Origin of the sequence: Sphingomonas canaveralia, assembly GCF_047238125.1 — a bacterium.
GTDB lineage: Bacteria > Pseudomonadota > Alphaproteobacteria > Sphingomonadales > Sphingomonadaceae > JBDFMH01.
The window spans coordinates 1-19,644 of record NZ_JBDFMH010000002.1 but is presented as its reverse complement, the minus strand read 5'-3'; the positions used below and the strand labels follow the sequence as shown (position 1 = coordinate 19,644).

24 protein-coding genes are annotated in these 19,644 nt (G+C 61.9%); 6 read left to right on the top strand and 18 right to left on the bottom strand.

Annotated features, from left to right (window positions below; translation table 11 throughout):
- Positions 1-38 precede the first annotated feature (38 nt).
- From ABC347_RS17500 to ABC347_RS17475, 6 genes are all read right to left on the bottom strand, one after another.
- Positions 39-332, bottom strand: coding sequence for a ribbon-helix-helix domain-containing protein (locus tag ABC347_RS17500; RefSeq protein ID WP_413247121.1), 294 nt, complete (start codon positions 330-332; stop codon positions 39-41).
- A 2-nt stretch (positions 333-334) separates the two neighbouring features.
- Positions 335-982 (bottom strand): AAA family ATPase, encoded by a 648-nt coding sequence (locus ABC347_RS17495; protein WP_413247120.1) that lies wholly within the window; start codon positions 980-982, stop codon positions 335-337.
- Positions 983-1,160: 178 nt separating this feature from the next.
- Entirely contained in the window at positions 1,161-1,619 is a 459-nt protein-coding gene (locus ABC347_RS17490) for a c-type cytochrome (protein ID WP_271300945.1), read from the bottom strand.
- Positions 1,620-1,657: 38 nt separating this feature from the next.
- The gene (locus ABC347_RS17485) at positions 1,658-2,893 is read right to left on the bottom strand and encodes a molybdopterin-dependent oxidoreductase (RefSeq protein WP_413247119.1); all 1,236 of its coding nucleotides are present in this window, start codon (positions 2,891-2,893) and stop codon (positions 1,658-1,660) included.
- Between the two features lie 89 nt (positions 2,894-2,982).
- A complete protein-coding gene (locus ABC347_RS17480) occupies positions 2,983-4,134 on the bottom strand; it encodes a TDT family transporter (RefSeq protein ID WP_413247118.1) in 1,152 nt (383 codons plus the stop codon).
- Entirely contained in the window at positions 4,131-5,003 is an 873-nt protein-coding gene (locus ABC347_RS17475) for a LysR family transcriptional regulator (RefSeq protein WP_413247117.1), read from the bottom strand. Before ABC347_RS17475 ends, ABC347_RS17480 begins: the two co-directional genes overlap by 4 nt.
- A gap of 146 nt (positions 5,004-5,149) precedes the next feature.
- On the opposite strand from ABC347_RS17475, the gene ABC347_RS17470 reads away from it, so the two are divergent.
- A complete protein-coding gene (locus tag ABC347_RS17470) occupies positions 5,150-6,217 on the top strand; it encodes a molybdopterin-dependent oxidoreductase (protein ID WP_273691805.1) in 1,068 nt (355 codons plus the stop codon).
- Positions 6,218-6,273: 56 nt separating this feature from the next.
- Positions 6,274-6,726, top strand: coding sequence for an MgtC/SapB family protein (locus ABC347_RS17465; protein WP_413247116.1), 453 nt, complete (start codon positions 6,274-6,276; stop codon positions 6,724-6,726).
- Positions 6,727-6,777: 51 nt separating this feature from the next.
- On the opposite strand, the gene ABC347_RS17460 is transcribed toward ABC347_RS17465, so the two are convergent.
- From ABC347_RS17460 to ABC347_RS17440, 5 genes are all read right to left on the bottom strand, one after another.
- Entirely contained in the window at positions 6,778-7,548 is a 771-nt protein-coding gene (locus tag ABC347_RS17460; protein WP_007406229.1) for an anti-sigma factor family protein, read from the bottom strand.
- Entirely contained in the window at positions 7,545-8,054 is a 510-nt protein-coding gene (locus ABC347_RS17455) for an RNA polymerase sigma factor (protein ID WP_007406239.1), read from the bottom strand. Before ABC347_RS17455 ends, ABC347_RS17460 begins: the two co-directional genes overlap by 4 nt.
- A 1-nt stretch (position 8,055) precedes the next feature.
- Entirely contained in the window at positions 8,056-9,495 is a 1,440-nt protein-coding gene (locus ABC347_RS17450) for a YncE family protein (RefSeq protein ID WP_058733715.1), read from the bottom strand.
- Position 9,496: 1 nt separating this feature from the next.
- Positions 9,497-9,862, bottom strand: a complete 366-nt coding sequence (locus ABC347_RS17445; protein ID WP_413247115.1) for a DUF305 domain-containing protein — start codon at positions 9,860-9,862, stop codon at positions 9,497-9,499.
- A gap of 593 nt (positions 9,863-10,455) precedes the next feature.
- Positions 10,456-10,974, bottom strand: a complete 519-nt coding sequence (locus ABC347_RS17440) for a toll/interleukin-1 receptor domain-containing protein (protein ID WP_413247114.1) — start codon at positions 10,972-10,974, stop codon at positions 10,456-10,458.
- A 423-nt stretch (positions 10,975-11,397) separates the two neighbouring features.
- Between ABC347_RS17440 and ABC347_RS17435 the strand changes: the two genes are divergently transcribed.
- The 3 genes from ABC347_RS17435 (at position 11,398) to ABC347_RS17425 (ending at position 12,444) form a co-directional block, all read left to right on the top strand.
- On the top strand, positions 11,398-11,727 hold the full coding sequence (locus ABC347_RS17435) for a hypothetical protein (RefSeq protein WP_413247113.1): 330 nt from the start codon (positions 11,398-11,400) through the stop codon (positions 11,725-11,727).
- 208 nt (positions 11,728-11,935) lie between these two features.
- The gene (locus ABC347_RS17430) at positions 11,936-12,151 is read left to right on the top strand and encodes a ribbon-helix-helix protein, CopG family (RefSeq protein ID WP_413247112.1); all 216 of its coding nucleotides are present in this window, start codon (positions 11,936-11,938) and stop codon (positions 12,149-12,151) included.
- A gap of 62 nt (positions 12,152-12,213) precedes the next feature.
- Positions 12,214-12,444, top strand: a complete 231-nt coding sequence (locus tag ABC347_RS17425) for a hypothetical protein (protein ID WP_413247111.1) — start codon at positions 12,214-12,216, stop codon at positions 12,442-12,444.
- A 100-nt stretch (positions 12,445-12,544) separates the two neighbouring features.
- On the opposite strand, the gene ABC347_RS17420 is transcribed toward ABC347_RS17425, so the two are convergent.
- From ABC347_RS17420 to ABC347_RS17390, 7 genes are all read right to left on the bottom strand, one after another.
- A complete protein-coding gene (locus ABC347_RS17420; RefSeq protein WP_413247110.1) occupies positions 12,545-13,459 on the bottom strand; it encodes a tyrosine-type recombinase/integrase in 915 nt (304 codons plus the stop codon).
- Between the two features lie 80 nt (positions 13,460-13,539).
- On the bottom strand, positions 13,540-13,755 hold the full coding sequence (locus ABC347_RS17415; RefSeq protein WP_413247109.1) for a hypothetical protein: 216 nt from the start codon (positions 13,753-13,755) through the stop codon (positions 13,540-13,542).
- Positions 13,756-14,366: 611 nt separating this feature from the next.
- Positions 14,367-15,269 carry a nucleotidyl transferase AbiEii/AbiGii toxin family protein gene (locus ABC347_RS17410; RefSeq protein ID WP_413247108.1) on the bottom strand — a complete coding sequence of 301 codons (903 nt, stop codon included), beginning with the start codon at positions 15,267-15,269 and terminating at the stop codon, positions 14,367-14,369.
- Positions 15,262-16,143, bottom strand: coding sequence for a type IV toxin-antitoxin system AbiEi family antitoxin domain-containing protein (locus tag ABC347_RS17405; RefSeq protein ID WP_413247107.1), 882 nt, complete (start codon positions 16,141-16,143; stop codon positions 15,262-15,264). The genes ABC347_RS17410 and ABC347_RS17405 overlap by 8 nt, the downstream gene beginning before the upstream one ends.
- 179 nt (positions 16,144-16,322) lie before the next feature.
- A complete protein-coding gene (locus tag ABC347_RS17400) occupies positions 16,323-17,384 on the bottom strand; it encodes a helix-turn-helix domain-containing protein (protein ID WP_413247106.1) in 1,062 nt (353 codons plus the stop codon).
- 28 nt (positions 17,385-17,412) lie between these two features.
- On the bottom strand, positions 17,413-18,054 hold the full coding sequence (locus ABC347_RS17395) for a hypothetical protein (protein ID WP_413247105.1): 642 nt from the start codon (positions 18,052-18,054) through the stop codon (positions 17,413-17,415).
- Positions 18,055-18,268: 214 nt separating this feature from the next.
- Positions 18,269-18,694 carry a MerR family transcriptional regulator gene (locus tag ABC347_RS17390; RefSeq protein WP_413247104.1) on the bottom strand — a complete coding sequence of 142 codons (426 nt, stop codon included), beginning with the start codon at positions 18,692-18,694 and terminating at the stop codon, positions 18,269-18,271.
- A gap of 62 nt (positions 18,695-18,756) precedes the next feature.
- On the opposite strand from ABC347_RS17390, the gene ABC347_RS17385 reads away from it, so the two are divergent.
- The gene (locus tag ABC347_RS17385; protein WP_413247103.1) at positions 18,757-19,509 is read left to right on the top strand and encodes a MauE/DoxX family redox-associated membrane protein; all 753 of its coding nucleotides are present in this window, start codon (positions 18,757-18,759) and stop codon (positions 19,507-19,509) included.
- Positions 19,510-19,644 lie beyond the last annotated feature (135 nt).

Below are 19,644 nucleotides of genomic sequence, written 5' to 3'. Positions count from 1 at the left end.
AATCCTGCCGTCCTGCATAATTGCAGATGTGCACATCATCACGCACGGCCGAATTGCTTGTCGGCATCATACTTGGCGACCAGCTCGCTGATCGCCTCGGCAAGTAGGTCTTGATGGCTTCGCCGGGTCCGCGCTGCCAAGACACGAAATGCCTCCGCTGTGGGATCGGCCGGATCGAAATATGCCCCAAGGTGGTACTTTCCGGGTCGCTTGCCACTCGACCGTGCCGGACTCGACGGCGAGGTCGACGGAGTCGGCTGATGATCCGGCTCGGGGTCGCGAGGGGAGGGGGACGCTACTGCCGGCCCCAACAGAGAAGTCCGTTTTGCCATAATCAAGCCTTCACATTTGCAGGTGTGCAGTTCATCACATCATCAAATATGTGTTTCTGCAAGGCTGCAATCTCCAAGGCAGCTTTGCCTTTCGGCTCATGCTCGATAACACCCAAGCCGTAAGGCCATGCCGCTCGGTAGGCGCTGCGCTCCCGCAATACGGCACGCGCAACCCGTAAGCCGGTCGCCTCGGCAAGCGTTCTGGCATCGTCCAGCAATGTGGTCGCGGTAGGGGGTGCTGCATTCAGCACGACCACGCCTGTTCGCCCAGTACTGGTGATAAGCTGCGCCGTTCGCTTGATCGCATCGAGGTCGATCAAAGACGGACGACAAGGGATGACGACCAGATCGGCACGCTGCGCCGCTGCTGCGGCTTCCGCGCCCGCTGCCGGCGGTGTGTCGATGATCGTAAGCGCAAAGCCGTTGGCCTCTGCGGCGTCGATCGCCTGATCGAGGCGGCGCGCACTGATCGGTTCGACGTGGGGTAATTCGGCTGTCCGTCGCTCGCTCCAGGCAGTCGCGCTCTCCTGCGGATCGAGGTCGAAAAGAGCGGTCTTTATCCCGGCCGCTTCCGCGGCAACCGCCAGATTCACTGCCAGCGTCGTTTTACCGACACCCCCTTTTTGCGCTGCAAGCGTGATAATATTCAAGTGTGCACACCTTCAAAGCTTCTGATTTGATGATATGCAGAATGGCAGGGTCGCACAACCGCTATTGGGGTGCCTGATGTGCAGGGCAGGGGATTACGCCAACGACTAACCAGACACGGGGTGTCGCATACGGTCATCCCGATTGGGATGGTATTTCGGGATTATGGAAGTAGATCGGTTAGCCGGTTCCACCTGAGACATCAGGAGCCACTTTGGGGTCCGGGTCCTGCGCCTTGCCGGTCGCGGGTGCCACCTTCTGGCTCGGCATAGCGGTGAGATAAGCAACGATCGCATCGACGTCCTTCTCGGCCACTGGCGCCTTATACACCTCACGCATCTTGGTGACGGTCGCCTTCCACTGATCCGCCGATAGCGCAGGCTGGGTCAGCGCCATGCTGGCTGAGTGGCACGAGGTGCAATTGGCATTGATGACGTCGGCGTGCGGACCGTCGGGGTAGGTCGCGTCGTCGGCCGGCAGGTCGACGCTGGTCGAGGCAAGCGAGAAGCCGCGCGCTGACACGCTGGCGGCCGGTGCCGGCTCAGACATCTCGGAGATCGGAACGGGCGCCTTGCGGCTGCTCGGCGCGCCGATCGAGACGAGGATGATGCCGGTCAGGCCGATCAGGCCAGCAGCCATCACGCCGGGAGACGGAGTCTTCATGATTTGCTCGCTCCTCAGGCCGCGATGATGGTGGTGGTTTCAATGTTGCCGCGCATGAACCCGCCGGGATTCCAGATCGGCTTCATCGGCTGAGCGACACCGTTGGTGTTCCAGCAGCGCACCATGATGGGGTTAGGCCCGCGTCTCAGCGGCACCCGCCCGTCCCAGCGCCGGAAGCTGTACCTGCCCTCGTCCGCTCCGAGCGTCGTCCTGTACCAGGTGCGGCCACCGTCCGACGACACATCGACCTTGGCGACGCCGCAATCGCCGCCCATTGCGATGCCGCCGACCGGGATCGACGCTTCATAGGCGATCGCCTGACCATCGGGCAGGCTGGTCATCCAGCTACGCGGGATCATGCGATTGATCGGTACGGTCGGGAAGTCCTTGGCACCGGGGGCGACATTCGCGCCGGGTGTTGCGGGGATCTTGTAGGCCTTGGCCATCCAATACTGGTCGTCAGGGCCGGGCAGTACCTCGATCGCGTTTAGCATCTTGACCCAGTAGGTCGAATACCAGCCGGGAACGATCAGCCGGCAGGGAAAGCCGTTGAGGAGCGGCAGCTGCTCGCCGTTCATGCCGAAGGCGATCATCACCTCGCCGTCGCGGGCATGATCGATATCGAGTGCCTTCTCGAAGTCGGGAGCGCCCGCCACGACCGGCTGATCGAGCGCGCCGAAGCGCACCTGTACCGCGCCTGCCTTGACCCCGGCGAGGTCGAGCACATCGCGCAAGCGCACACCGAGCCATTTGGCATTGCCCATCGCGCCATTGCCCCATTGCGCGCCGGCGACACGTGGCTGGAACAACCCACGGCTGTTGCCCGAGCATTGGTTCACCGCCGCCATCTCGACCCGTGGCAGGCGCAGCAGCTGGGCGAGGCTGATCGACAGCTGCCGATTGACGTGGCCGAAGACGTTGAGGCGGAAACTTTCGACGTCGATCGAGGTCGGTATGTCGGCCCAATGCCAGCGGACGAAGAACTGGTCGTTGGGCGTGAACACCGACTTGTCGAACACGTCCATCGGCGTTTCCAGCAAGGGTGGATGGACGCGCTGGAGGATCATGCTGCCTTTGCCGGGAAAGGCGCTGGTCATCGGCCGTTCGGCATTGCCGCCGGGCAGCTTCAGGTCGACGAGCTGCTGCGCCAGTGCCGGCGCGGCGGCAAGGCCGGCGGTACCGAGCGCGGCATGCCTGAGAAAGCGGCGACGGCTGGTCTCACTCGCCAGCCCGGCGTCGAAATTGTCCATGACAAGGCTCTCCTGTGGCCAGTCACGCTGGCGGATCGAAGGGGCGTTCTGCAAGTGATCGGACCGACTGATCCGATCATCATGGCGGATCAGTTCGGGGTGGCGATGCAGGGCGAGACGAACAGGTTGCCCCGCCATGCACCGGCTAGCGTCTTGGCACCGACCAGCAGCCACATCGCCGCGAGCGCAACCGTCAGCACCGTGCCGACGATACCGAAAAACATAAGGTTCAGCGTCGTGCCGAGGCGGAAGGTGGCGACGGTGTAGACGCCGAGCGGGAAGGTGTAGCCCCACCAGCCCAGGTTGAACGGCACGCCCGCGCGCCAGTAGCGGATGGTGATAAGCGTCGCGAGCGCCAGCCACCACAGGCCGAAACCCCACAGGCAGAGCCCGGCGACAACGCCGATCCCCTGCGCGACGGTGCCGACGCCGGCTAGCCCGTGCGCGGTGAGGATCGCCGGCGCATCCGCGCCGAGCACCAGCATGCCCAGAGCACCCGTGCCGATCGGCCCCAGCGCCAGCCAGGAGGATGCCGCCATGCTTTCATGCGGCAACTTGTGGAGTGCCATGCGCAGGATGAGGATGGCGAGGATGCCAAACGCGACCGGCACTGAATAGGCCCACAGCACATAGGAGGTCGCGAGCGTCACTATCTGCGCGTGGGGATCGGTTAGATGCGGCGCGAGCAGCCCGCCGCTGGCGCCCGCCACTTCGGCAGCGACGACCGGCAGCAGCCATACGGCGGTCATGCCGTCCAGGCTGTGCTCGTGGCGGGTAAACATCAGGTAGGGGATCAACACGCCGCAGGCGAGCGACATGGCGACGTCGATCCACCACAGGACGTGTGTGACCGGCACGATGCCGTCTCCGAACCGCGTGATGCCGAAGGCGAGACAGCCGTTGATGATTGTCGCCAGACCCATCGGGATGGTCCCGATGAACATCGACACGGTGTTGTGCCCGAAGATGCGCCGTGCCTCGTGCCCGAACATCGCCCAGCGCGCGCCATAGAGCCCGGTAAACAGCGCGAAGAGCGCGATGTTGAAGAACCACAACACCTCGCCGACTGGCTTCAGCGAGGGTCCAATGCCGGGTACTTGCGGCAGCGCGAGGGCAAGGATGCCCGTGCCCATCGTCGCGGCGAACCAGTTGGGGGTGAACTGGCGGATCATCTCGCGGGGGTGATCGAGCCGGCTGAGCGGCTTGAGGCCGCTGAGAACGGAGTGCGTGTCGGCAGTCATGCGACCTGCTCCTTGATAAGATCCGTCAGCGCGTCGGCCGCGCGGGTGCGATAGCGTTCCTTGTGGCGCAGCGCGTGAAAGGCGCGGTCGGGCAGCCCGAGCGGCAGCTCGACCAGATCGCCGGCCTTGAGCGCGCGCGCGACGACCAATCGCGACAAGACGGCAACGCCGGCACCGGCCTCGACCGCGGTGCGCACCGCCTCGTTGGACGGCAGCGTCATCGCTACCGTCAGCTGGGCCGGATCAAACCCGCGCGTTCGCAGCACGTCCTCGAAGGTCGAGCGCGTACCCGATCCCTGCTCACGGACGATCCAGCGTGCAGTGCGCAGCCAGGCCTCGTCGATGCGTTCGGCTTCCTCGCGGCCGACCAGCACCATCGGGTCACGCCCGACCTTCCAGTGGGCGAGCGCCGGTTCATCCACCTCGCCCTCGACAAAGCCGAGTTCCGCCGCGCCGCTCAGCACCTGCGCTGCCGCGCCCTCGGTGTTGTCGATCGCCAGCTCGACCGCAATCTGCGGGTGGCGTTCGTGGAAGGCGGCGAGCTTTGCCGGCAACCAATAGCTCGCGATCGTTTGGCTGGCGACGATCCGCAACGAACCACGCGCAAGCCCGGCATAGTCCGCTAGCATCGTCTCGGCATGCGCTGCCCGCCCCAGCACCGCGCGCGCTTCCTCCAGAAAGCCGCGGCCCGCCTCGGTCAGCTGGATGCCACGCCCGACGCGGTGAAACAGAGGAACCCCGTAGCGCGCTTCGAGGGCCGCAACCGCGCCGGAGGCAGCAGACTGCGTGACGTTCAGCGCCTCCGCTGCCTTGGTAACGTGTTCGCGCTCCGCGACGCCGACGAATATTCTGAGCTGCTCCAGGGTCATGCAGCATATATCGCGCGTCTTGATCGATACGACCAACCGTTTGATATGGTCATTCCAATCTGGATATCGGAATGATCGGCAGCCTTTCGTCTGCGAAGGTCTCGAAGACTTGAAGCGTTACGCGGGCTCGCGACGTTTGATCGTCCATGACCGATATGATCGAGCGCAGTTCCGATCCCTACAACGCCGAGCCGACGCCCGGTGCGTTGATCGAGCGGTTCCTGACGCCGCAGGCGCTGTTCTACGTGCGCAGCCACGGGCCAGTGCCGGATCTGCCCGCCAATCATCGGATCGAGGTGAGCGGGACGGGCATAGCGAGCCGCTCCTTCTCGGTGGAAGAACTGAAAGCTACGTTTTCCACGCACTCGGTGACAGCCGTGCTCCAATGCGCGGGTAACCGGCGCACGGACCTCCAGCAGGTCGGCAAGACGTCGGGCGATCCTTGGGATGTCGGAGCGATTGGCAATGCGGAGTGGACCGGCGTACGCCTGGCCGATGTGCTCGATGCAGTTGGCGCGCCTGATGCGTCCAACCTGTTCGTGGCGTTCACCGGCGCCGACGAGGTGGACGTGGAGGGCGAAGAAGCCTTGTTCGGGGTCTCGATCGCCATGGACAAGGCGCGGCAACCCGACGTCCTCATTGCCTGGGCGATGAACGGCGAGCCGCTGACGCCCGAACATGGCGCCCCGCTCCGCATGGTGGTGCCGGGCTATGCAGGCGTGCGCAGCGCCAAATGGCTGACACGGATCGAGGTGCGAGACACGCCTTCCGACGCACCGATCCAGGCGCACGACTACAAGCTGTTTCCCGCCGATGTGACGAGCGACACCGTCGACTGGAGCCAGGGTCTGACGATCAACGCCATGCCGCTCAACGCCGCGATCTGCTCGCCCGGTGCGGGCGAGAGTTTGGCCGCCGGGGAGGTGCGGATTGAGGGATATGCTATTGCCTATGACCGCCGTGTTTCTCGGGTCGAGGTGTCGGTGAACGGCGGTCGCGACTGGCAACAGGCGACGTTCGCCGATGATCCGGTGACGCACTGGGGTTGGCGGCGCTGGACCCTCGATGCCACGCTTGCCAAGGGACGCCAGCACCTTGTCGTGCGCGCCTTCGACGAGGCTGGACAGGGACAGCCCGAACGACCGGACACGATGTGGAACTTCGCCGGCTATCTGTGCACCGCCTGGCATCACGTTCACGTGCTGGTCGAATGATCGAAGCATCAGCGGCATCGGACATCGCCTTCTGGATCGATGCGATTGGTCGCCTGGTGGTGGCGACCGCGGCCGGGATGGTGCTCGGCTGGGAACGCTCGCGGGAGAACCGGCAGATCATGGGCCTGCGGACGCTGGGTCTGGTCGGTCTGGCGAGTTGCATCGCCGTGCAGGCGATCGTGCATAGTGGCTTGCCGAACGTGAACGCCGATGCCGCAGGACGGGCGATGCAGGGCATTCTGTCCGGCGTCGGCTTCATCGGTGCCGGTGCGGTGCTGCGGGTCGGCCAGGGTCAGGAGGTGCATGGCCTCGCGACCGCCGCGTGCATCTGGGTCACCGCCACGATCGGCGCGGCAGCGGGGTTGGCAGTGTGGCCGCTCATCATCGGCGGGGTGAGCCTTGCAATGCTCGTCCTGTTCGTCGGTGCGCCGCTGGAACGCCGCATTCGCGAGCGGGCTCGCCTGACGCCGGCTGAGGCCGACAGGAAGGATGTCGAGCGCAAGCCGTGATCCCGCTGGACCGCCCGGTGCCTGTCAGCGTCGGGAAGCGGCAAGGTGCAATCAGGACACCAACGCCGCATCGGCCTGGCGCCGGACCTCGTCGGCGATCGGATGCAACTCGGCCGCGGGTCGCTCGCCCACCACACTATAGCCGATCCCATCAACCGCCCATGTGACCCGGCCCATGGTCCCGCTGGACGTGCTGGTCATGCTCGCGGTCTTGTCGATCTGCATAGGCCTCGTCAGCACCGCGAGTTTCGACGCTTGCGGTCCGTCGTAGAGGAGCAGTGCCGCAGGGCCGTGGGGCGTCGCGACCAGTCGCCCCCCGCCATAGCGATAGCCGGCCGTGCTGAGGTCCGGGATCGTGACGCGCTCACCCAATCGAGCGGAGGTCCATCGGATCAGCATGGCGCGCTGGTCGGGGCCGATCTCCGCCGGTCGTATCCGGTCGGCGGCATAGACACGGAAATTATCACTCGCCTCGTTGGCCAGCGCCGCGATGCCCGCGCGGGGTTCGCCGCTCCACCGCGCGCTCGACCAGCCACCGCCAAACCCCAACGCCAGCAGAAGTGACGCGGCGATGGCGAGCTGCCAACGCGGTTGCCGTTGCCGTCCCCTGATCGCTGCCACGCGCATCGTCGCCGGGATCGGTTCATCCGCGACGGGGGCGAACAGGGATGCAAGGGCTCGCGCCTGCTCCGCCTGCTCTCGCACACGGGCATGCACGTCCGGCTGGCCTTCAAGATAGGCGTCGACCAGGCGCTGCCGCTCGGGCGACAGCCTGCCATCGATCCATGCGGCCAGATCGTCCTCGCCGATCGGGCTGGTCATTGCACGCTCCTCAATCGCGGCCGTTCACCCTCCCGGAGGAGGGTCGCCAGACGGTCGCGCCCCCGCGATATGCGCGACATTACCGTGCCCAGCGGCACGCCGACTACGGCAGCGACCTCCGCATAGGGCAGGCCCTCGACCGAGACCAGGAGCAGCACCGTTCGCTGTTCTTCAGGCAACGCATCAAGCGCGCGCAGCAGGTCGCGGTGGTGCAGGCCTGTGTCCTGATCGGCCGGGCGGCCGAGCGCGGCGTCGTCCACGAGGTGGAGCGGAACCGCCGTACCTCGCCGGCTATGCTGCCGCTGATGATCGACCAACAAATTGTGCAGGATCGCATAGACCCACGGGCGGACCTCCGCACCCCGTCGCTGTCGCCAGCGCCCGACCGCGCGCTCCAGGCAATCCTGCACCACGTCATCCGCCATCACCCGGTCGCGCAACCACGACCGGGCATAGCGGCGCAGCCCGGGGATCAGCGGTTCGATCGCGGCGGCAAGCGGGTCCATCTCAGTCGCGCTGCACCTGCACGATGCGCCCCGGCGCGCCGTTCACCACCTCCGCAACCGCCAGAAAGCGCCGGGGTGTCGCGGTGCTGCCCTGAACGATCTGCCGGATCGGACCCGATGCGTTGACGATCGCCGCACCTGCCGGGTTGCTCATGAAGTTCGCAAGCGGCTCTACCGCACCACTGCCGTCCGCATTGGCGGTCAGCACGAGCATGTAAGGCTTTTTGGGCTGCAAACCGGTAACGGCACTTTGCACGACCTGAATGATGCCCTGGTCGAAGAGGGTGATGCTGCTTGCTGTACCTTTGCCGCCGATCGGCCCCATGGTCAGATGCAACGCCTTGCCGGCCGTGCCGAGCGGCTGGAGATTGTCGGTGCCGGGGCCTGTCGGAACTGCGTTCGACACATAGGCGATCGCCTGCGGTGCCTGTCCGACCGGCACGGTGGCAACGACCGTGTTGCCAGCGGTGTCGATCGCGGCGAGCTCATCGGCATTCTCCAGCCCGACGTAGATGCGCCGGCCGTCGCCCGATGGCCAGACACCGTGCGGCATCTTGCCGACCGGGATGGTGGCGACGGGCGCGAAGTCGGATGTGCGGAACACCTTCACCGCATTCTCCCCGCCGACCGTCACATAGGCGAACTGCCCCTTGGCCGTGCGGGCGAAGTTGACATGGTTGGTGATCGGCCCGGTATCCAGCACCTTCAGGATCGCGAAGGGTGGTCTCGCATCGAATGCGACCGTCTTGCCGATGTCCTTCAGCGTGAACCACACCTGCTTGCCGTCCGGCGTCGCGGCAATATTGGGACAGAACGGGCTTGGCTGTGCCACCTGTCCGACCTGCGCGTGGGTCGCGACATCGAACACGGCCAGCACCGGATTGAACGACGAACAGACATAGCCGTACCGGCCATCGGGAGAGAAGATCGTCATGCCCGGACCACCGGGCGTCTTGATGCGCCCCGTCTCCTTGTACGTCGTGGGGTCGAGCACGGCGATATAATCCTCGCCGCGGACCGTGACCCACACCTCCTTGCCGTTTGGCGTGAAGAACGCCTCGTGCGGACTGCGCCCGACATAGGTCGTGTGTTTGACCGTGTTGGTGGCGGTGTCGATCCACGACACGGCGTTCGATCCGATCGACACGACCGCCAAGGTCTTCCCGTCCGGCGAGAAGCCGAGGCCGTGGACCAGCACCTGTCCCTTGTAGAGCGGCGAAAAGTTCATCGGCTGCGGATCGCCGAGCTTGATGACGCCGAGCAGCCGGTTGTCGGCCGGGTCCGTCACCGACACCGTGTTGGAGAATTGTTCAGACGCATAGACGCGGTCGCGGTGGCTGACGGGCATGTCCTTAGCGTTCCACGGCGCCTGCTGGGCCATGGCGAGGCCCGGTGCGGCGCTCATCAGCAAGGCGGCCGAGCGCAGGATGGTCCGGATCATGTCAGTGCTCCATAGGGCTATGGTGGTCGCCGCCCTGCGTCGGGGCTGGCGTCGAAGGGGGTAGCGGCTGACCGATCGCCAGCTTCATGGCGGCGATCTCCTGCTGCTGATCGATGATGATTTCCTGCGCGATGCGCTTGAGCTGCTCGTTGTGGCCGTAGCGAAGCTCCGCCACCGCCATATCGATGGCACCCTGATGATGCGGAAGCATCATCGTGACGAAGTCGCGGTCGACGTCGCCGGACGGCTTGACCATCATGCCCGCCATCATCCGGTCCATCGCGGCAGCCACCATGCTGGCGTAACCACCGGCAGGGGCGGCCGCGACTGCGCCTGTGAGCAGGGCCGAAGCAGTCAGACCGAGCATCCAATATCGTCTACGCATAAGCCTCCGGCGCATCAGTCCTGAAAGCATAGACGACGCTCGTCCGGGTTTATTCCATGGGTGAGCCGGTTATCAGCCTTCCCGATTGGGAACTGCTCGTGAGACGGCCGGGCCGTTCCCAGAATAAAACGGTCAGCGAGAGTGCGGGGGCTTTCCTGACCGTGAAATTATTTTGCACATGACCCACGTTTCATCATGCGCGAACGTACCACTCGGAATGATTGGCAGATGCTGTATTCCAAATACCTCAAGTTTCATCTGCTCTCCTTCAATTGTTTCGGTAATGCTTGAGCCGATATCAGGAGGCGCTTCCCATTCTCTTGGTCCGACAGCGAGTGGACCTAATGGCGCTTGGATTACGAGATGATACCTCACTAACTTACCTCACTTTACATCATGAATACTGGTATAAGTTCATTGCCAATGAGAAATTGCCCCAATTAATAAACATGCAGTAAAGTTGACGCTCTCCACCCTGTATCATAGCGTCACTGCCAGTTTCCCAAATTCTGTTCCCAATTTCTATTTCTCAAAACCGTCGGTCATGATGGAGAAATGGGAAAGCTTTGGTTCGATCAGGTCGTTTTCACAAGTTCGGCAAGTTTGTTAGCGACGATTTCAAGCGAGTCGTCCTCGGTGCTGAGGCCATTCCGGGATGCGAGCAACGGACTGACCATGCGCAACGCGTCATAGGTCGTGTTATGGACGATCGGCACGAGCTGATCGGTCGCTAGAAGTGCGGAAAGCTCTCGGTCGGCAACGCCCCCGGTTGGAAGGCGTGTGAGCAGCGCCGGCGTAACCAAAACGATCCCCATGCGCGATTTCGCAAGCCCGCGATCAATTTCACGGAGAAAGGACGATCCGAGCGGGATGTCTTTTTCGCTGAACCAGACCGATACGTTCCGAGCCTTGAGAAGATCGTATAGTTTCGTAGCATCGTCCAAACGGTCTGCCCAAGCGTGGCAGAGAAATATCTCACGTATATCCGGAAGTGTCGCACGCTTCTCTACCGTTTCCCGGATTGGCTCAAGCGCCCGTGCCTCAATAGGCGTGTAGTAAACCGTGGAAGTCGGCTTAGACCATTTTGCCTTCACGGTGTTCGCCCCGCGGCCCGACGATGATCTGTAAGAGGGTGAAGGGGATGAGCTGTAGCCACCGCCGTAGCCGCCACCGTAACTGCTCCCGTATCCGCCGTAGCGACTCTTATAACGGCAGGCGGGACAGTTGGCAGCCGCGCTTGCTGTCCGATGCCCCTCTCTAGGAGCCGTACACTGGGCCATTGGCTTGTTTCCCTTGTGCTAAATCAGCATGATGGTGGCTCTTCAGTTGGACGCACGGCGCTTACTTAGTGTCACCGCGTCCCGGCTTGGGCATCCGCTCTACCACATGGGTCTTGGGATGATCCTTCGCATACTTCACCGACGTGAGCTGCCCTGTCGAAGCGTTTCGGCCGATGGGGAAGGTCTTGGCAGTACCGGACATTGCGCTACTCCTTAGCAGACACACCGAGGTTCCGGGTGGGTGCAGATATTGCCGACGACGATCGCCGGATGCCGCGCCCGGTCGCGGATCAGAAAAAGATCAAAGGTGAACGGGGGAGCGTGCCCGATCAGCAGGATGGCCTTCCGCCGCCCCGTCCGATCACTATTCGGATACCAGACATCAAAGGGCCGCTCGAACCAAGTGTCGCGAGCATCATCCAGAAGCTGCTCGAAGGCGTGAGCGGCCGGACGGCGAAAGCCGGCAGGAAGTCGGTTTATCGCCTCAGAAAGTCCAACGACCATAACGCGGCCCCTTCATTCTCTCGCTCCGCCGGCACGATTTCTCCCCTACATGGTCAACCATAACACAATTTCAACACATAAGACGCACAAAAAAGGTGTTTGTAATACGCATCGAATCAGCATATAGGGCGTTAAGTAGGTGCTTTCTGGTTGACATACGCACACACCCCAGCTAGATGGCGCCGCTTTTTGACCTGTAACCCCGTCCTCCGCTGGAAGCGTGCAAGCGCTTCTGGCGCTGAACTTTTGTAACTGGAGAAGGGAATGTGGCATGGCCAAGCGCATCAACATTGAGGTTAGCGACGATCTCGCTGAACTTCTCAACAGGGTTGCCGAAAGCCAGCAGACTACAATGACCGACGTCGTCCGCCGAGCACTGGCGGTCGTGAAGGCTGCCGAAAAGCAAAAAGCCCGCGGTATCGAGCATCTTGGATTCGCGCGAGACGCGACCAAGCTTGATGTCGAATTGGTAGGCCTGCTCGACTAATGGATAGCGGCCGCAGCGGTATGCAGACCGAAAACCTCGACACCATTATACCTCGTCGAGACGTGACCGAGTCCAAATCGGAAACCGAGTCCGTGACCATCGAACGTCTCAAGCATGAGACGATCCGGTTCATCACCGTTGCGGTCGTATCCGGCGTCATCATTCTTGCCGTCGTAGGATTTCTTATCCTGAGCTACGGTAACGCAACCGACGAAACGAAGGGCCGGATTATCACGGCCATGCTCAGTGTCCTCTCAGGTGCAGTAGGCGTGTTCGTCGGTAAGAAGGTCTGAGTCGACGACGCCGGCGAAGGTGATGATGTCCGATCGACGTTGATAGGACAAAGGCCAACCCTGCTGAAGCTCTGGCCGAGGAATACGCTAAAACATCACCCTAGATTAGCACGCGCTCCACTTCGTCTAGGCTAACTGCATCGCTCCGCCGATCATAGAGCTGGGTCGTGCGGGTCGAGACATGGTTCGCCATCGCCGCGGCCTTCTCGAGCGTGCCGCCGTTCTTCAGATAGGCGGTGATCCCAGTCGCTCGGAACGAGTGGTTCCCGATCGCCGTCCCGATCCCGGCCGCCAGCGCCCGGCGACGCACCATCTGAAACGCATTGGCCTGGGGCAGGGGGGTCACGCTGAGCTGACCCGTACCGCGTGCGATCGTCCGGAACAGCGGCCCCTTGCGATCATCGCCAAGCCGACACCCGTCGATATAGGCGTGTAGGTACGCCTCCAGGCTATGATGGCAGGGAATCTCATGTCGCTTGCCGCCCTTCTCGTGCAGCCGCACCCAGAGGCGCCGATCCTGCACATAGGCGTCTTCGACCCGCATCCGCAGCGCCGCGCCGATGCGCGCGAAACTGAACACCATGAGCGCGATCAGCGCCCGATCGCGCAAGCCCACAGGCGTGGTCACGTCGATGCGGTCGAGGAGCCGGCGCGCCTCCTCGGGTGCCAGCACCGGCGTCTTGCCGCGCTTCACGCTATGGCTCGGCCCACGCACCGATCCGGCCGGGTTCACCGGCACCACCTGGCCGATCACCAGCCAGTCAAAGAAATGGCGGATCGCTGCCAGCCGCTGCTTGACCGTGGGCGCGCTGCGCACTTGGCCCAGCTCCTCGATGTAGGCGGCGACGTGGAGCGGTTGCACCGCGGTGATCGACGACACGCCACGCTGCGTGCACCAGCCCAGGAACTCACCGATCCCGCGTGCATAGGCGCGCCGGGTATTCGGATTGCGGATGTTGGCGGCAAAGAACTCCAGGAAGCGGAGCTGGGCGCGGTCGTCGGCCGATGCAATCAATGCCGGCAGCGCGTAGGCGGGCAGAGAGCAAGGCTGGGCCACAGCAGCCGGCGTTGAAGCCAAGGGCGATAAACGAACCGTCACCAAGGAACCTTGGTATATGTCTCACCACGACGGTCCAGCTCCGCTTCCATCTCGTCAGCCTGATCTCTCCAATCCTGAAACTCCCGCACCCCATAGGTCTTTTGGGCTCCGGCAGGCAGGGCGTCCTCCTCAACTAGGCGGTCGTGCGTGGCGCGCTGCATAGCCTTCAACCCGTTCGTGCTCATTCCAGCGATATTGTGGAACATCGACATCAGCAGTCTCCTACATCCGATAAAGGACATTATCATATATAGCAGGCGAGGGAAGATGGCTGGTGACTGCCTGATTAAAGGGGCTGCGAACCGGGCGTTCGTTCCATCAACCGACATGCGAGATGTGACTCGCCCCACCGGGTTGCAAATGTCTCCGACACCTCGAACCACCCGGCACCCGGTCCCCCGGCACCATGATTTGCACCCATGCATGAACATTGGCATTCGTGCCCTTGCGCGTTCATGCATTGCGACGCGCACTTCTCCTGCTCACGATAGGGCTGGATGATGTAGAGCTTCGAATATCTGCCAAGAATGTGATTCACGAGATCGCTGAACCAATCTTGCGCCACTTCCCACCCTTTATAACGTTCGAGCCAATCGGGGCTTCGTCCCGTTGGACGGACTGCTTGCAGGAAGGCACATGCTGAGCGCCTGTCTTCAAAAGTTATGCTTGAGTGCGGCAGTTTAACAATGAGCCTGTAGCCTTTGCCTTTGCGGACAATGACCGGAATTTGGCTCTGCCTCCATATGCGCCGGAGATCGTCTGGTGCGCTTTGGTCCATTTCGCCTTTATGCCCCGATCCCTTCACCCCAAAATTTAATGGCGATTACCAAGGTAGGGACACGTAGAGTTCTCGGACAATGGCGAACCGTTCATCGAACGCGGGCAGGTCCGACAATTCCAGCTTGAGCGTATCCCAATCTGCCTGCGCTCGCTTTGTAATTTCCGGATCGTCGATCGACGTTATGGAAGGCTCGATGCTACGAGTGCGGCATTTATCCACGAACGTCGTGAGAATCTTTGCCCGATCACCGTCGGTCAGCGGATTGGTCTCAGCAAGGAATGCGATGTCATAGACATCCTGACGCCGGTATCGATTCCGAATGGGCTGCTGGAGCAAGGCCCGGAACTTCTCGGCGATCAGCTCATGCAAAGTGAACGCGCGCACAGCAACGCCGGCATCCGTGAGGCTCAGCTCTTGGAAGGCATAGACCTGATCGCGGAAGCTAATCTCCATATCCAGAACGCGAGTAGCCTGGCCGGCGTCGAGCCATTTTTCCTCTCCTGATCCCCGCACCGCCGAGCCAATCCGCACCAGCAATGCCGGAAAATCATATTGCTCGAAGTTCTTGGCTCGCGGCATCTTTTTGACCGCCTGCACACGACATAGCAGATCGACATAACCGAGGCTGATCGCCGTTCTCGGCAAAAGCGCGTTCAGCTCTTCGACAATGAGCTGGGCAAACGTCTCGGGATCAGCATCCGCGCTGAAATCCACATCCCCCGTCACCCGCTCGCTTTTGAAGGCAAGCGCCATGACCGCCCCACCTTTCAGCACCAGGGTTTCTTTCAAGTTCGGCGCGACGCCGATCGCGGCCAGGACGACCTCCGTCACCTGCCGGTCACGATAGCGAACCAGATCGGTCTTTGCGGCTTCCACCCAGGCGCGCACGTCGACATCAACAATCTCGGTTCGCTCTCCCTCGGGAGCCTCGTCAATTTCAGACATTCAGAGAGATCATCCATCGTTCGGAATAGGTCGGAGCATATGGTGCGTCCGGGTCGAGTTTCCTTGACCCACCGCGCTGGGCGAATTGTTCCCAGCCGTCGATCCGGCTATCTTCGATCTCCAGCACCTCGGATAGCAAGTAACCTGCGCGGACCTTCACCATTTTGGAATCGAATTTGTCGATTTCATCGATGATCTGATCCGCCCATTGCTCGGCCTCCCGCTCCCAAATGTCGATCACATGGCGGATACCGCCACACAGCGCCGGCTCAGAGAGCATGTCCCCGAAAGTGCGCCCAATAGATGTGATTCGTGTCTGCTCCCCGCGAATTTTCACAGGCGTTGCAGGGTGGCTAGATTGGTGCAGGATAACCGGTCGACGACGCAATTCACCCTTGAACCCCAAGCGCAGTAGCAGGGGATGCCCCTCGTCAGGCGGACCGCCAAAGTCCTCAACCATCTTCCGATCGCGCAGCATGTTCCAAACGGGCCGCGCCGGCGTCGTGAGGTGCAACGCCTCGGGGCTACGGTCAGTCAGGCCGTAGCGCTGCATCGCCGAAAGGTGAGAAACGTAGCAGAAGGGATCGACGATACAGGCCACCTCTTCGGCCGACCCATTCCGCGTGGACTGAACCACACGCCAAACGCCAGAATGAAAATCGGCATCTGCCGTTAGGGATTTACGAGCTTCAAGGCGGCGTAAGGAGTTCCGCGCACGGGTCTGGTCCCAACCAGTGGGTAGCCGTTTTAACGGCTCACCAGCCCATTCTTTGGCCTCAAACAGCTTCCGGCCAAGGGCAAAAAACTCGTAATCGGTGACGATCGGCGCATCATGCTCAAGCAGGGCTTTATCAAGGCCATCGTTAAAGTTCATACTGTATCGATATCCCTATGTCCTAAGGACATAGGGATATCGATACGAGTGGTCAACGGTTTTTGCCCTTGCCTTACCAGCACATGCTCTCTTGACATATGCCACACCGAACCACATATGTCCTAAGGACATATGTGGTTCGGTGTAGGTTTAAAACGAGATATGTCGTTATCTGCCTTCTAGCTCACTAAACGGAGCTTAGGTGCGCGTGGCGGGGTTGGTGATGACGACGCATCATTATGCAACCCCATCAACGCCAGCCCAAAAACGAGGCGGTCAAGCTCGTCCGGCTCGATATGAAGAGCCGCTGCAACATCCGCTTTCGTCATCCCATCGTCGCGCAACGCCGCGAAGATTTTTGGGATCACCAAAGACATTTCTCGCTGAGCACCTTCAGGTTCCGCCGTGCGGTAACCGCGCTGGCCCATATCGATGCAGAGTCCGCGATAATTCCATTCCGATAGGAGCCCTAGCGCCTGCAACCGATAGGCCAAGGCTCCCACCGATACGATCCAGTGATGCTTTAAGCGTATCAGTGTCTCCAGCGTCGGCATCATCGGTGCGTGCGCCAGGACACTCCCTCGAGGCATGAGAAATGCCGATGCAAATCGGTTAGCCTCTTGCTCGGCCTCACGACCTCTCGGTTCGTCATGTCGGTGAAGGACGAGATGTCCAAGCTCATGCGCAGCATCGAACCGGCTGCGTTCCGCCGACTTTTGAGTGTTCAGGAACACGAACGGCGTCGCCTCCCGCCAGAGGGAGAATGCATCTACCTCCGCCGTATCCTCCGCCATCGAATAGACTCGAACCCCTTTGGATTCGAGCAGATGGACGACGTTGCGGATTGGCTTCTCGCCGAGCAACCAATGCTGACGCAAGACCATGGCGGCCGTCTCCGGGTCCTCTTCCCGAAGATCGAGCAGATCAGGTTGCGGCAACGCGAAACGCGCTTCGATCCAATCGTTTAACAGGAACGCCAAAGCGCCAGAAGCCAGAGCGGCTTCACGACGCGACGCTGCCATGCGCGCCATAGAGCGAAAGCTCGCAGTGCGGTTGGTCGGCTCATGCAAATCGGCACCGGCAAAGAAAGCGGCCGGAAAGCGCAGTGCCACAGCGATACGGCCGAGCGTGTCACCGCTTGGTTCGTAATCGCCGCGCTCATATCCTGTGACGCTGCGCAGATCGACGCCGATACGTTCGGCTAATTGGGTTTTATTCAGCCCGCGCCGTTTGCGGGCCACTCGGAGACGCGAAGGGGAGAACATTGCCTCACGCGCGACGCTGAACGTCGATATCGATATCCGGGCCAAAGTCCGGTTCCGGCATCCTAGTGCCTTCGGGGTCGAGTGGCTGGGAGCCCAAAATAATACGCTCGCGCCAGCTATCGATATGATCCTTTTCGTCCATGCTCACCGGCAACGACAGCTCGGCCCGAAGTTCCGTAGCGTCGGCATGAAACAGCAGGACATAGGTGAGGCATTCCGCCTCCTCCTCAAGAGCCGGTTCTGGGATCGTTTTAAAAAAGTCTAGTTGTTCGACGTTAGCGTGAATCACATCAGCCGTGCGCGGCCCCTTGTCCCGCTTGGTGCGGGGAAAGCCACGTGCGCTACCTGTCGCCTCGTCGCCGGACGACACGGAAATAGCGATACGGCCGTCCGGACTCAGGATGGTGGAGAACATCTGCTCATCCACCCGCGTCCATCCCAACACGACCAGCTCGTCACGCAACGTCCGAAGCGTCTCGTTCCAATGATAGAAGCCAGCCGCGATCGGTGCATCATTCGCTGTGCGGGAAATGCGGGACAAATAGCCTGCGCGAACCGCCCGCATCAACGGCGGTGCCGTCAACCCGAGACGCGCCAGCGCCGCATCAACCTCTTCCGGCCTGTCATGGATCATGGTCTTGAGCATCGCACACCCCTCGTTTCCGGTTTTCCTACATCGATCGATGTAGGAAAACAAGAAGCGGCTTAATGCTGATTGCCGAGGTAGACCTTTTTTACCTCGGGCTGTTGCAAGCTGACATATCCGACATGCGGGTTCTGACCCCTGCAAACCCATGTAAATGCGAGATCGCGCGGACCGGCCGTAACCGGACGGTTTTGACACAAGATAAGGCAAGCACCTATGATGCGACGCCAGCATCTCCCGTGTCGAAGGCCTCCAGTATGGGGCAGGGGCCTTCCGAGCCCGACCCACATTCATGAGCAAGCCGCTGGAGCGATGCGCGGACGTGCTTCAGCTCCTGGATCTTCGCATCCAGCGCCGCGATCCGCTCGTTGGCAAGCTGGCGTGCCCGAGCGCGATCATCGGTCGCGTCCAGCGCCACCAGTTCTCCGATCTGCTCCAACGTAAAGCCAGCGGCCTGCGCCGATCGGATGAAACGGAGCCGGCGAACATCGTCCGCTGTGTAGCGGCGAATACCGCCACTCGAGCCCGATCCTTCAGGCCTCGCCGGCGTCTCGAGCAACCCTCTGCGCTGATAATAGCGCACCGTCTCCACACCGACGCCACCCTCGCGCGCGAGTCCTGCAATTGTCAGGTCGGCCATGCCTTGACTCCGTACCATAGTACGGCCCCCATATAAGCGTCGCGAACATGGTGGAGAAGAACATGGCGACCGCGGCGCCCAAGAGGGCAACGATCTATCGCATGGTGATGCCGACGCATACCTGCCCCTACGGCCTCAAGGCAAAGGACCTGCTGCAACGACGCGGCTACGAGGTCGAGGACCATTGGCTGAGGACGCGCGAGGAAACCGACGCATTCAAAGCCGAGCACGGGGTCAAAACGACACCCCAGACCTTCATCGGTGGCGAGCGGGTAGGGGGCTATGACGATCTGCGCCGGTTCTTCGGCAAGACCGTGGCCGACCCCAAGGCGGTGACCTACCGACCGGTCGCGGTTGTGTTCGCGATGACGGCATTGATGGCGCTGGCGGCCAGCTATGCCGTGCTCGGCACACCCTTCACGGTACGCGCGGGTGAGTGGTTCATCGCCTTCTCCATGTGCGTGCTGGCGCTGTTGAAGCTCCAGAACGTCGAGAAGTTCGCGACGATGTTCCTCAACTACGACCTGCTCGCGAAGCGCTGGGTGCCATACTCCTATATATACCCCTACGCGGAAGGCGCGGCGGGCGTGCTGATGGCCGCCGGTGTGTTGACCTGGTTGTCGGTGCCGATCGCGCTGGTAATCGGGACGATCGGAGCTGTCTCTGTCATCAAGGCCGTCTATGTCGATAAGCGCGAGCTGAAATGCGCGTGCGTGGGCGGCGACAGCAATGTGCCGCTGGGCTTCTTGTCATTGACCGAGAACGTGATGATGGTCGCCATGGCGATCTGGATGGTGCTGGGCGTCGCGCACTGATCTGGCGCGGCGGCTCGGCGCAACGTAGAAGGACCGCATGAGCTTCGGCCGCCTCGTCCGCACGTTCGCGCTAGTCCTGCTGGGCGCGATGCTGCTCGTGCGGATGGGTCCGATGTGCGAGACCATGGCGCAGGC

Bases quoted from the DNA above. Each gene is read 5' to 3' on its own strand.
- ABC347_RS17385 (WP_413247103.1), top strand. From the start codon at position 18,757: ATGGCGACCGCGGCGCCCAAGAGGGCAACGATCTATCGCATGGTGATG.
- ABC347_RS17405 (WP_413247107.1), bottom strand. From the start codon at position 16,143: ATGAACTTTAACGATGGCCTTGATAAAGCCCTGCTTGAGCATGATGCG.
- ABC347_RS17490 (WP_271300945.1), bottom strand. From the start codon at position 1,619: ATGGCTGCTGGCCTGATCGGCCTGACCGGCATCATCCTCGTCTCGATC.
- ABC347_RS17415 (WP_413247109.1), bottom strand. From the start codon at position 13,755: ATGTCGATGTTCCACAATATCGCTGGAATGAGCACGAACGGGTTGAAG.
- ABC347_RS17485 (WP_413247119.1), bottom strand. From the start codon at position 2,893: ATGGACAATTTCGACGCCGGGCTGGCGAGTGAGACCAGCCGTCGCCGC.
- ABC347_RS17445 (WP_413247115.1), bottom strand. From the start codon at position 9,862: ATGCTCGGTCTGACTGCTTCGGCCCTGCTCACAGGCGCAGTCGCGGCC.
- ABC347_RS17480 (WP_413247118.1), bottom strand. From the start codon at position 4,134: ATGACTGCCGACACGCACTCCGTTCTCAGCGGCCTCAAGCCGCTCAGC.
- ABC347_RS17475 (WP_413247117.1), bottom strand. From the start codon at position 5,003: ATGACCCTGGAGCAGCTCAGAATATTCGTCGGCGTCGCGGAGCGCGAA.
- ABC347_RS17460 (WP_007406229.1), bottom strand. From the start codon at position 7,548: ATGACCAGCCCGATCGGCGAGGACGATCTGGCCGCATGGATCGATGGC.
- ABC347_RS17410 (WP_413247108.1), bottom strand. From the start codon at position 15,269: ATGTCTGAAATTGACGAGGCTCCCGAGGGAGAGCGAACCGAGATTGTT.
- ABC347_RS17450 (WP_058733715.1), bottom strand. From the start codon at position 9,495: ATGATCCGGACCATCCTGCGCTCGGCCGCCTTGCTGATGAGCGCCGCA.
- ABC347_RS17430 (WP_413247112.1), top strand. From the start codon at position 11,936: ATGGCCAAGCGCATCAACATTGAGGTTAGCGACGATCTCGCTGAACTT.
- ABC347_RS17455 (WP_007406239.1), bottom strand. From the start codon at position 8,054: ATGGACCCGCTTGCCGCCGCGATCGAACCGCTGATCCCCGGGCTGCGC.
- ABC347_RS17395 (WP_413247105.1), bottom strand. From the start codon at position 18,054: ATGCTCAAGACCATGATCCATGACAGGCCGGAAGAGGTTGATGCGGCG.
- ABC347_RS17500 (WP_413247121.1), bottom strand. From the start codon at position 332: ATGGCAAAACGGACTTCTCTGTTGGGGCCGGCAGTAGCGTCCCCCTCC.
- ABC347_RS17390 (WP_413247104.1), bottom strand. From the start codon at position 18,694: ATGGCCGACCTGACAATTGCAGGACTCGCGCGCGAGGGTGGCGTCGGT.
- ABC347_RS17470 (WP_273691805.1), top strand. From the start codon at position 5,150: ATGACCGATATGATCGAGCGCAGTTCCGATCCCTACAACGCCGAGCCG.